This window comes from Nocardia sp. NPDC058633, from assembly GCF_042717045.1.
Lineage (GTDB): Bacteria > Actinomycetota > Actinomycetes > Mycobacteriales > Mycobacteriaceae > Nocardia.
The window spans coordinates 31,423-44,577 of sequence record NZ_JBHXRA010000003.1; the positions used below are offsets into that span (position 1 = coordinate 31,423).

A 13,155-nucleotide genomic window follows, 5' to 3' on the forward strand; every position below is an offset into this window, starting at 1 on the left:
TCACTCCGCGACGATCACCGTGACCTCGCCGTCGGCCGCATCGGTCGGATCGCCTGCCACTACGAACCAGTGGGTGACCTCGCCGTCGGCCAGGTCGTCTTCGACCGAGCCGGCCGGCAACACCGACAACGCACCCGCGGTGGACGAGGCCAGGAATTCCCTGATGGCGGCCGGGCCGGAGGCGTGGGTGGTGTAGGTGGTGCATTCGTAGTCGATGCCGTGCTCGTCGCGCAGGCTCTCGGCGAGGGTCACCGCGGCGCTCTGGGTGAGTGTCGAGGTGGTTTCCCCGGAGACCGAGACGAAGGCGGGGTGGTCTTCGGACAGCGGGCGGATTCGGTCGGCGTAGGAGACGGGGTGCGCCGCTGCTGCGGCGATCTCGTCTTCGACGTCGGCCAGGACCAACCATTGACCTGCCACGCCCGCGACCGGGTCAGCGCTGACACCGAAAGTAGCTCCGGCGGCGGCGATTTCGACACCGGCGAGTTCACCCGCGAACAGCACCGCAGCACCTGCCTTGTGCACAGCCCAGGCGGCCAGGACCGAATCCACGCTGCGCGGCAGCGAGATCGCGACCACGTCGCCGGGGCCCGCACCGCGGGCGATGAGCACCCGAGCCAGCTGCGAGGACTTGCGATCCAGTGCGCTGTAGGCGATTTCGCTGTCGCCACGCAGCAGAGCGGGGGCCTGCGGATCGGCTTCCACGACCTCGGCGAGCACCTTGGCCACCGTCTGCGCGCCGACACCGGAAGCAACCGGAGCCGAGACAGCGGCTGTCACACCGGAATCGGCGAGGAGCTGGGCCCGCTCGCTCGCGTCGAGGATGTCGATGTCGCCGACCAGACCGGCCGGGTTGTCGAGCAACTCGTCGAGCACGCGCAGCAGCCGCTGTGACAGGGTGTGCACCTCGTCGGCGGTGAAGGTGCTGGTCAGGTACTTCATCGTGATCTCGATGGTCGACTCGGCCATCACCACCAGCGTGAGCGGGTAGTGGGTGGCGTCGTCGAGGCCGACACCGGTGACCTGCATGCCGTCGATCGAACTCGCCGCGGTGACGGCGTCCTTGTCCATCGGGTAGGACTCGAACACCACCAGGGTGTCGAACTGCGAGCCGACGCCCGCCACCCGCTGGATGTCGGACAGGCCGACGAAGTGGTGGCTGAGCAGTTCTGCCTGCGCGGACTGCACCCGCTGGATCAGCTTCTCCGCCGACATCCGGTCGTCGATCTGGATGCGCACGGGCAGGGTGTTGATGAACAGGCCGACCATCGACTCGACGCCGGGCAGCTCCGCCGGGCGACCGGACACGGTCGCACCGAACACCACGTCGTCACGGCCGGTCAGGCGGCCGACGACGATGCCCCACGCGGTCTGCAACAGCGTGTTCACGGTGGCACCGAGTTCGCCGGCGAACTTGCCGAGCGCCCTGGTGCGGTCGTTGTCGATCTCGACGACCACCTTGTCGAGTTCGTAGCGTTCCTCGGTGCGCGGCGCGGGCGCGAGCTGGGTGGGGCCTTCGACCCCGGCCAGCGCGTCGGCCCATACCCGCAGCGACACTTCACGATCCCAACCCGAGAGCCAGGACAGGAAGTTGCGGTAGGAGGCCACCCGCGGCAGCGCGGTGAGGTCACCGTGCACCGCGTAGAGGACCAGCAGGTCGCGCATGAGCAGCGGCATGGACCAGCCGTCGACCAGGATGTGGTGAACAGTGATCGCCAGGTGCGCCCGACCCTCGCCGGTCGTGTACAGACCGAAGCGGATCAGCGGCGCGGTGGCCATGTCGAACTGGTTCGCGCGGTCGGCGAGCAGCAACTGCCGCATGTGCGGCATCCGCTCGTCTTCGGGCAGGTCGGTGAGGTCGACCTCGCGCCACGGCACCTCGAGCTCGGACAGCACCACCTGCACCGGCTGACCGGCCGAATCCGTGACGAACGCGGTTCGCAGGTTCGGGTACCGGTCGAGCACGGCCTGGGCCGCGCGGCGCAACCGCTCGCTGTCGAGGGTGCCGGTCAGGTCGAGCACGGCCTGCACGGTGTAGACGTCGACGGTCGCCGAGCTGATCATGGCGTGGAACATCAGGCCGGCCTGCAGCGGCGAGAGCGGCCACAGCTCGGCCATCGCCGGGTAGTCGCGCTCCCACAGCTCGATATCGGTCTGCGCGACCCGCACGAGCGGCATATCGGACGGAGTGAAACCACCCGCGTCGGCACGCCGCGCGTGCGTGGCGAGCGCGGTGAGCGCGGCCACGAACAGGTCGGCGAACTCCTGCGCCTGATCGGCGGTGAGCAGACCCTTCGGGAACGCGATGTTCGCGCCGAGCTGCGGGCCCTCGTCGCCGTCGTTGACGATGGCGTTGATGTCGAGGGTCGCGTTGGCGGGCATGTCGAGGTCCATCTCGGCATCGAGTTGGCCCAGATCCGCCACCGGTACCCAGCCGAGTTCGGCGAGCTCGGCGGGGATCTCGCCCGCGGTGGCGCGGCCGAGGTAGTTGAAGCTGATCTGGCCCACGCTCGGCAGATCCGCGCCCTCGTCGGTCAGGTACTTGAGCATGCCGTAGCCGATGCCCTTGTCGGGCACCGCGAGCATCTGCTCCTTGACCGACTTGATCACCTCGGCCAGCACGGCGCCACCGGCGAACGCGTCGTCGAGGTCGGCGCCCGCCAAGTCGAGTCGGACCGGGAAGGCCGTGGTGAACCAGCCGACGGTGCGCGAGAGGTCGGCACCGGCGACGATCTCTTCCTGGCGGCCGTGGCCCTCCAGTTTGATCAGCGCCGCGGTACCGGATTCGTCACCGCGCCATCGGGACACAGCCAACGCGAGCGCGCTGAGCAGACCGTCGTTGACGCCACCGTGGTAGAGACCGGGGATCGCGGTGAGCACCGCGTCGGTGACCTCCGGAGACAACGTCACCTGCACCCGATCGACGGTGGCGAAGGTGTCGACCCGCGGATCGAACGCCCGCGCACCCAGCTGCGGGTCGGCGGTGGCCGAGACCTCACGCCAGAACGGCAGTTCCGCGCGACGATCCGTCGACTGCTCGACCAGACTGTGCGCCCAGCGCCGCATCGAGGTGCCGTTGGCGGGCAGAGCCACCTGCTGACCTGCGGCGATCTGACCCCAGGCCATGCCGAGGTCCGGGATCAGGATGCGCCAGGAGACGCCGTCGATCACGAAGTGGTGGCCGACGATGAGCAGTGCGTCGCGACGGCGCGGGCCCTCGGCGGGCTCACCGAAGGTGAACCAGACGAACTGCACCATGGCGGCGTTCGCCGGGTCGAGACGGCCCATGGCCTCGTCGTATTCGACGCTGGCCAGCTTGGAGAGCTGGTCGTCGGCGATGTCGCCGGACACCTCGACGCGACGCACGAGCGTGGTCACGTCGACCTCACTCGGTGCCAACGCCGCGAATTCCCAACCGTTGTCGCTCTTGGCGACCCGCGAGCGCAACACATCGTGGTGATCGAAGACCGCGCCGATCGTGGCGTGCAGGACCTCGGCGGTGATGTTCTCGGGCAGGCGCAACACCATCGACTGGGAGAACCGGTCGTAGGTGGAGCCACCGGCCAGGATCTGGCGCATGATCGGCAGCATCGGGATGTCGCCGACACCGCCGCCCGGCAGTTCCTCGAGGACGATCTGTTCGGCATCACCCGCGAGCACGGCGATCTCGGCCAGCCCTGCCACGCTGCGCTTGTCGAACACATCGCGCGGCTTGAAGAGCACGCCGCGGTCCTTGGCCCGCGAGACCAACTGGATCGACAGGATCGAGTCGCCGCCGAGGGCGAAGAACGAATCGTCGAGGCCGACGGCGTCGACACCGAGCACCTCGGCGAAGACGGTCGCGATGATCGCCTCCACGTCGCTGGTCGGCGTGCGGAACTCGCGCGGCGCGAGGACCGGCTCGGGCAGGGCGCGACGGTCCAGCTTGCCCGCGGGGGTCAGTGGGATCTCGTCGAGGACCATCACCGCGGCGGGCACCATGTGCGCGGGCAGGTGCTGGGCCGCGTAGTCGACCAGGGCTGCCGGGTCGACATTGCCCCGCACGTAGGACACCAGGATCGTGGCGCCCGCGTCGGTCTTGCGGCCGATGGTGGCGGCGAACTCGACGTCGTCGTGCGCGGTGAGGACCGCGTCGATCTCGCCCAGTTCGATCCGGAAACCGCGGATCTTCACCTGGAAGTCGTTGCGGCCCACGTATTCCACGACGGGCTTGCCGTTCACCGAGCGCCAGGCGACGACGTCACCGGTGCGGTACAGGCGCTCGCCCACCGCGGGGCCCTCGGCTGCCCCGCCATCCGACACAGGGTATGGGTTGGCCACGAAACGCTCGGCGGTGAGACCGTGGCGCGCGTGGTAGCCGCGAGCGAGCGGGACGCCGCCGAGGTACAGCTCACCGGCCACGCCCTCGGGGACCGGGCGCAGGCGGTTGTCGAGCACGTACACGGTGGCACCCGCGATCGGGCCACCGATGTTCATGATGTCGCCCGGCAGCAGCGGATCGGACAGGTTCGTGGCGATGGTCGCCTCGGTCGGGCCGTAGGCGTTGTAGAACCGGTGGTGCGCCGGATCGGTACCCGCGCTGTGCCAGTTCGCGACCAGGTCGACGGGGGCCTTGTCGCCACCGACGATCAGGGCTTCGAGTCCGGCCAGCGCCGCGGGTTCCATCGACGCCGCGACCAGCGGAGTCAAGAACACATGGGTGAGCTGCTGGCCGGTGATGATGTCGGCCAGTTCCTCGCCGCCGACCACACCGACCGGCGTGATGACGAGGGTGCCCGCCGAACCGACCGCGAGCAGGAACTCGAGGATCGAGGCGTCGAACGACGGTGACGCGAAGGCCAGGGTCCGCGCGTTCTTGTCGAGTCCGAACCGCGCGACCTGGGCGGCGGCGAAGTTGGGCACACCGGCGTGGGTGACGACGACGCCCTTGGGCAGGCCCGTCGAACCCGAGGTGTAGATCATGTAGGCCGTGTTGCCGGGGCGAACCGCGCCACGGCGATCGGCGTCGGTGATCTCGGCGTCGGACTGCGCGGCGATCGCAGCCCGGGTGGCCGCGTCGTCGAGGGTCAGCCACTCGCCCAGCGCGGGCGTCGGCAGGTGGTCGACCTCAGTGGACACCGTAATGCCCAGTGCCGCACCGGAATCCGACATCATGTGCGCGATGCGCTCGGCCGGGTACTTCGGGTCGACCGGCAGGAACGCGGCGCCGGACTTGATGACGGCCCAGATGGCGAGGGTGGTGTCGAGCGAACGCTGCATGGCGATGGCGACGACCGTCTCGGGTGCCGCACCGCGCTCGACGAGCACTCGTGCCAGGCGCGAGGAGGCCGCGTCGAGCTCGGCGTAGGTCAACGACGAGACCGACTGCGCGACCGATTCCGATGCGGCCGTTGGCCCGCCGACCAGACCACTGTCAGCCGACTCGCCGGGAGCGACGATCGCTCGGCCGGTCGGGTTGGTCGCCACGGCCTGCGCAAGCAGCTCCGGCAGGGTGCTCACCGAAGCGGCGGGACCGCCGGTGCGAGTGAGCAGTTCGGTGCGCTCGATCTCGTCGAGGAGTTCGAGGTCACCGACCGGGGTGGTGGCGTCGGCGACGACCTCGGCGAGCAGTCGCTGGAAGCGCTGCGCGAACTTCTCCACCGTCGACTGGTCGAACAGCGCACTGGCGTAGGAGAACTCGGCGTAGGCGCCCGCGTCGTCTCCGGCCGACGCTTCACGCACGGTGAGCAGCAGGTCGAACTTGGCGGTGTCGACGTCGAAGTCGACGGCCGAGACCGAAAGACCCGGCAGCTCGAAGCCGGCGTCGGGCAGGTTCTCGAACGACAGCGCCACCTGGAACAGCGGGTGCCGCGCGGTGGAGCGCTCGGGGTTGAGCAGTTCCACCAGGCGTTCGAACGGGATGTCGGCGTGGGCGAAGGCGGCCAGATCGGCTTCCTTGGCCTGGGCCAGCAGCTCGGCGAAACTCGCCTGGCCCGCGACCTGCGTGCGCAGGGCGAGGGTGTTGACGAACATGCCGATCACGTTGTCGAGTTCGGCCTCGCCACGGCCCGCGATCGGGGTGCCGATGACGATGTCCTCGGTGCCCGACATGCGTGCCAGGAACACCGCGAGCGCGGTGTGCACAACCATGAACAGCGTCGCGTTCTGCTCGCGAGCGATCGCGGTGAGTCCGGCGTGGATGTCGCCGCCGATCGGGAACAGCACCCGGCCACCGGCGAAGGACTGCGTGCTCGGACGCGGCCGATCCAGCGGCAGGTTCAGCTCGTCGGGGACACCGGCGAGCGCGCGCTTCCAGTAGGCGCCCTGCTGGGCGACGAGGCTGGTCTCGTCGGTCTCCGCACCCAGCACCTCGCGCTGCCAGACGCTGAAGTCGGCGTACTGCACCGGCATCGGCGCCCAGCCCGGTGCCTCACCGGCCGCACGGGCGGCGTAGGCGATCATCACGTCGCGGGTCAGCGGGCCCATGGACCAGCCGTCGGCGCTGATGTGGTGGGCGACGAAGACCAGGACGAATTCGTCGTCCGCGACTCGCATCAGCTTCGCGCGCAACGGGACTTCGTCGACCACGTCGAAACCGGTGGTGATCAGTTCGGCGATCTTGTCGCGAACCTGGTCAGCGGCAACGGTTTCCGGCGTCAGATCGGGGACATTGCCCTCGACCGGCAGGATCACCTGGTGCGGTGTGCCGTTGGTCGACGGGTACACCGTGCGCAGGGTCTCGTGCCGCGCGAGCACATCGGCGACGGCCAGTTGCAGCGCCTCGACATCCAGCGCGCCCGACAGGCGGACGGCGACGGGGATGTTGTTCACCGAGGACGCGGTGTCGAACTGGTTCAGGAACCACATGCGCTGCTGGGCGAGCGACAACGGCACCTGGTCGGGACGCGGTCCGGCGACCAGCGCGCGACGGCCACCGGCACCCGCACCCTGCTCGACCTTCACCGCGAGACCGGCCACCGTCGATGCCTCGAACAGCAGGCGCACGGGCACCCGGCTGTCGAGCGCGGCACCGAGGCGGGCCGCGACCTGGGTGGCCAGCAGCGAGTTACCGCCGAGAGCGAAGAAGTCGTCGTCGGCACCGACCCGCTCGGCGCCGAGCACATCGGCGAACACGCCCGCCACGATCTCCTCGATCGGGGTCGACGGCGCGCGGAAGGCTTGCGCCTCGAACTCCGGCTCCGGCAGTGCCTTGCGGTCGAGCTTGCCGTTGACGTTGAGCGGCAGCGCGTCCAGCACCACGAACGCGGCGGGCACCATGTACGACGGCAGCCCGGCCGACAGCGTCGACTTGACCTGTGCCACGTCGATGTCCGTACCGACCAGGTAGGCGACCAGGCGGTCGCCGGTACGCGGGTCGGACTTGGCGATGACGGCCGTCTGGGCGATCTCGGGCAGCGCGAGCAGCGCGGCCTCGATTTCGCCGAGCTCGATACGGAAGCCGCGGATCTTCACCTGGAAGTCGGTGCGCCCGCGGTAGTCGAGCTTGCCGTTGTTCCAGGCCACCAGGTCACCGGTGCGGTACATGCGGGTGGCCGGGGTGAACGGGTTGGCGACGAAACGGTCGGCGGTGAGGTCGGGGCGACCGAAGTAGCCGCGAGCCAGCTGCGCGCCGGCCAGGTACAGCTCACCGGCGACACCGTCGGGCACCGGGCGCAGCCGCTCGTCGAGCACGTAGACCTGGCTGTTCCACTCGGGCGAACCGATGGAGACCGACAGCTGGTCGGCGGCGTTGACGCGGTGCGAGGTGATCGAGACCGCGGCCTCGGTCGGGCCGTACAGGTTGAACAACTCGGTGCGACTGAACTCGGCGCGGAAACGCTGGGCCAGCGAACCCGGCAGCGCCTCACCGATGGCCAGGACCCGCCACAGCGAATCGGGCATCCCTGTGCCCGACTGCGCCGCTCCCGAGGGCCCTACGTGGTCACGCTTCGCTACCGTCTCCGGGCCCGGTCGCGGCGCGGAAGCCAGCAGCGCGTCGAGCATCGACGGCACCACATGCAGGGTGGTGACCCATTCGCGCGACATCAGCTCGTTGAGGTAGGCCGGGTCACGATGACCGTCGGCCGAGGCGATCACCAGGCGACCACCGCAGACCGCTGCCGACCAGAACTCCCAGACCGAGAGGTCGAAGGTGGCGGCGGTCTTGAGCAGCACCGCGTCGGCGGCATCCATGCCGAACTCGATCAGCTTCCACTGCAGCTGGTTGGCGATGGCGCCGTGCGCAACCGCCACACCCTTGGGTCGGCCGGTGGAGCCGGAGGTGAAGATCACGTACGCGGTGTTCTCCGGACGCAGCGGCTCGGTGCGCTCGGCATCGGAAATCGTTGCGGCAGAGATCGATTCCAGCGCGAGCTCGTCGATGCGCACCACCGGGGCGGCATCGGTCGAGAACTCGGCGTTGGTCAGCACGCAGACCGGTGCCGCCGTCTCGAGGATGTAGTCGGTGCGCTCGGCCGCCTGATCGGGGTCGACCGGCACATACGCGCCACCGGACTTGGCCACCGCGTACATCGCGACGACCAGGTCCACCGAGCGGCGCATGGCCAGCGCGACACGCGACTCCGGGCCCACACCGAGCGAGATCAGGTGCCGCGCCAGGCGGTTCACCTTCGCGTCGAGTTCGGCGTAGGTCAGCTGGGCGCCGTCGTCGGTGACCAGAGCGGTCGACTTCGGGTCGGCGGCCACGGTCGCGTCGAGCAGGGAGACCAGGGTGGCCTCGGCATCGACGGCGTAGGTGGTGGCATTGCGGGCTTCGAGGATCTGGGTGCGTTCGGCCGGGGCCAGCAGCTCGATATCGCCGACCGCGGTGCGCGGGGTGGCGACGATCGCGCCGAGCAGACGGACGAACCGCTGCACGAAACCTTCGACCGTGGCGTGGTCGAACAGGTCGGTCGCGTAGGTGAACAGACCCGAGATGCCCTCGGGCTCACCGGCATCGCCGTAACGGTCGGTGGCGATCAGGTGCAGATCGAACTGCGACAGCTCGGAGTCGATGTCGAGGCCCGACACCGTCAGGCCCGGCAGTTCCAGGGTGGCGCGGCTGAGGTTCTGGAACGACAGACCGACCTGGAACAGCGGGTGCCGCGCGGTGGAGCGGACCGGGTTGAGTACCTCGACCAGTCGCTCGAACGGCACGTCGGCGTTGGCGAACGCCGCGATGTCGTCCTCGCGCTGGCGGGCCAGCAGATCGGTGAACGCTTCACCGCTGTCGACCTTGGTGCGGAAGACGAGGGTGTTGACGAACATGCCGATCATGTCGTCCAGGGCCGCTTCGCCACGACCGGCCATCGGGGTGCCGATGGCGATGTCGTCGGTGCCCGACAGGCGCGCGAGCAGCACGGCGAGGGCGGTGTGCACGACCATGAACAGCGTCGCACCCTCGGCGCGGGCCAGTTCGACCAGCGCGCGGTGGGTGTCGGCGTCGATCTGGAGGTCGACCTTGCTTCCGGCGAAGGTCTGCACCGCGGGGCGCGGACGGTCGGCGGGCAGGTCGAGCTGATCGGGCAGGTCCGCGAGGGCCTGCTTCCAGTGCGCGACCTGCTTGGACGCCATCGAGTCGGGGTCGTCCTCGCTGCCGAGGAGGTCGCGCTGCCAGATGCTGTAGTCGGCGTACTGCACGGCCAACGGCGACCACCCCGGTTCGGAGCCCATCGAGCGGGCCGCGTAGGCGGTCATCAGATCGCGGGTCAGCGGGGCCACCGAGGAACCGTCGCCGGAGATGTGGTGCACCACCAGGGCGAGCACGAATTCGTCGGTGCCGTCGACGCGGAACAGCGCGAGCTTCAGCGGCACCTCGACGGTGACATCGAAGCTCGTCGACATCAGTTCCGCGACCGCCGATTCCACTTCGCCTGCGGTGACGGTGCGTTCGATCAGTTCCGGCGCGGCCTGTGCGGGCGACAGGATCACCTGTGCCGCACCGGTGTCGGTCTGCGGGTAGACGGTGCGCAGGATCTCGTGGCGCGACACCAGGTCGGTGACCGCGGCCCGCAACGCGGCCACGTCGAGGTCGCCGGTGAGGCGTACCGCGACCGGCACGTTGTAGGCCGCCGACTGGGCGTCGAAGCGGTTGAGGAACCACATCCGCTGCTGCGCGAGCGAGAGCGGGATGTGCTCGGGACGCGGACCGGCGGTGAGCGCCTTGCGATCTCCGGTCTCGGCGTGCTGCTCGATCCGATGAGCCAGGGCGGCCACCGTGGACGCCTCGAACAGCAGGCGCACGGGGATACGGGTGTCGAGCGCCTCGCCGAGGCGGGCGGCGACCTGCGTGGCCAGCAGCGAGTTGCCGCCCCAGGCGAAGAAGTCGTCGTCGAGACCGAAGCGCTTGACAGTGCCGGCTTCCGCCGCGTCCTGGCCCGTCGGTCGCGGCTGGACGTCGAGGCGCAGGACCTCGGCGAAGGTGGCGGCCACGAGCTGTTCGCTCGGGCTCACCGGAGCGCGGAACACGGCCTTGTCGACCTCGGGCTCCGGGAGCGCCTTGCGGTCGAGCTTGCCGTTGGCGTTGAGCGGCAGCGCGTCGAGTTGCAGGAACACGGTGGGAACCATGTACGAGGGCAGCTCGGCGGCCAGTGCGGACCGCAGAGCCAGCTTGTCGAGCACCGAGTCGGCCACCACGTAGGCGACCAGGCGGTCACCGACCACCGGGTCGGTGTGGGCGAGAACCGCGGCGGAGGTGATGCCGGACCGACGCAGCAGCGCGGCTTCGATCTCGCCGAGTTCGATACGGAAACCACGAATCTTCACCTGGAAATCGGTACGACCCCGGTAATCGAGCTCACCCTCGGCATTCCACGCGACCAGGTCACCCGTGCGATACATGCGCTCACCGGTCTCCGAGAACGGATCAGCGACGAAACGATCGGCGGTCAGATCGGCGCGACCGTAATAGCCGCGGGCCAGCTGGGCACCGGCCAGATACAGCTCACCCGACACCCCGACCGGAACCGGGCGCAGACGCGAATCCAGCACATAGACCCGGCTGTTCCATTCCGGCGCACCGATCGAGACCGACACCGTGTCCGCGTCGGTAACCGAGTGACTGGTGATCGAGACCGCGGCCTCGGTCGGGCCGTACAGGTTGAACAGCTCGGCGGTGTTGGCCGTGCGGAAACGCTGCGCGGTCGCGGCGGGCAACGCCTCACCGATGGCGAGGACCCGACGCAACGTCCGAGGCAGTGCCGCACCGGATTCGGTCAACAGCGCATCCAGCACCGACGGCACCACGTGCAGCGTGGTGACAGCAGTCGCCCGCATCAGGTCGTTGAGATAGGCCGGGTCGCGATGACCGTCAGCGGTGGCGACCACCAGACGAGCACCGACCACAGCCGCGGTCCAGAACTCCCACACCGAGAGATCGAAGGTGGCAGCAGTCTTGAGCAGCACCGCATCATCGGCACCGAAACCGAATTCAGCCGTCTTCCACAGCAACTGGTTCACGATCGCACCGTGCGAGACCGCGACACCCTTGGGCTTGCCGGTGGAACCGGACGTGAAGATCACATACGCGGTATTCGCCGGAACCAGGGTGCCTCCGGTGATCGCGGCGTCGCTGACAGCACTCAGGTCGAGCTCGTCGAGAACGACCACGTCGGCTACCGCCGTGCTGAATTCGGCGTTCGAGGTGGTCAGCACGACAGCAGGTGCGGCCGTTTCCAGGATGTAATCGGTGCGCTCGGCAGGCTGATCCGGGTCGATCGGCACGTACGCCGCACCCGTACGCGCCACCGCGTACATCGCGATGACCAACTCGGCGGACCGACGAATGGCCAGCGCCACCCGGTCCTCGGTGCCGATACCGCGCGAGATCAGGTGCCGGGCAAGGCGGTTGACCTGCGCGTCGAGCTCTGCGTAGGTCAGTTCCCGACGCCCGCCGACGATACGGCCGACGCCCCGAGCCCGCGATGCGTCGGTGCCGTCGAGGCCCGCGGTCATCGCGTCGGATTCCGGTTCGTCGACGACCAACGCGATGGCGTCAGGCGTGGCCGCCACGGTCGCGTCGAGCAGCGACACCAGGGTGGCGTCGGTGTCGACCGCGTGCGCGGTGTCGTTCCACGCGGTGACGATCCGCGCGGATTCCGGCGTGGTGAGCAGGTCGATGTCGCCCACCGCGATGGTGGCGTCGGCGGCGACCGCGTCGAGCACCAGCAGGAACCGGTCGGCGAAGCTCTGCACCGTCGCCTCGTCGAACAGGTCGATGGCGTACTCGAATTCGGTGACCAGTTGGGCCGGTGCGCCGTCGTCGGTGTAGCGGTCGTAGAGGGTGACGTGCAGGTCGGTCTTGGCCAGCTGCGAGTCGTAGTCGACGGCGCTGACGGTCAGGCCGGGCAGTTCGAAGGTGGTGTCGGCCAGGTTCTGGAACGACAGGCCCACCTGGAACAGCGGATTGCGCGCGGTGGAGCGGACCGGGTTGAGCACCTCGACGAGACGCTCGAACGGCACGTCGGCGTTGGCGAAGGCTTCCAGGTCGCGGTTGCGCACGTCGGCGAGGAGTTCGGCGAAGGAGGCGCCGGGGTCGACGGCGGTGCGGAACACCAGGGTGTTGACGAACATGCCGATCAGGTCGTCGAGTTCGCGCTCACCACGGCCGGCGATCGGGGTACCCACGGCGATGTCGTCGGTACCGGACAGGCGCGCGAGCAGCACCGCGAGCGCGGCGTGCACGACCATGAACAGCGAGGCGTTGTTCGCCCTGGCGAGGTCGTGCAGGGCCGCGTGGCGGACCGGGTCGATCTCGAAGCGGATGGCCTGGCCCTGGAACGACTGCGCGGGCGGGCGCGGCCGGTCGGCGGGCAGTTCGAGCTGGTCGGGCAGCCCGGCGAGGGCTTCGGTCCAGTAGGCGACCTGCTTGGCGGCCAACGACTCGGGATCGGTCTCGTCGCCGAGGACCTCGCGCTGCCACAGCGCGTAATCGGCGTACTGCACGGGCAGCGGCGCCCACTGCGGGGCCTCGCCCTGCACGCGGGCCACATAGGCGGCCATGATGTCGCGGGCCAGCGGGCCCATCGACGAACCGTCGGCGGAGACGTGGTGCACGGTGAACGCGAGCACGTGGTCGCGCGCGGTGCGCCCGGAGGCGGTAGCGGAGCGTGACACCGCAGGGCCCTCGGACGTAGGGCCATCAGACGCGGCGTTCAGTTCGAACAGCGCGACCTTGAGCGG

Annotated in this window: 1 protein-coding gene (only partly in view); it reads right to left on the bottom strand. The window is 69.3% G+C overall.

Annotated features, from left to right (window positions below; genetic code table 11):
* Nucleotides 1–13,155, bottom strand: partial view of a non-ribosomal peptide synthase/polyketide synthase gene (locus ACFWUR_RS04315; RefSeq protein WP_378901698.1) — the final stretch only. 31,290 nt of this gene lie beyond the right edge of the window; only the last 13,155 of its 44,445 coding nucleotides appear in the window; the start codon falls outside the window, past its right edge; it ends in the stop codon at nt 1–3.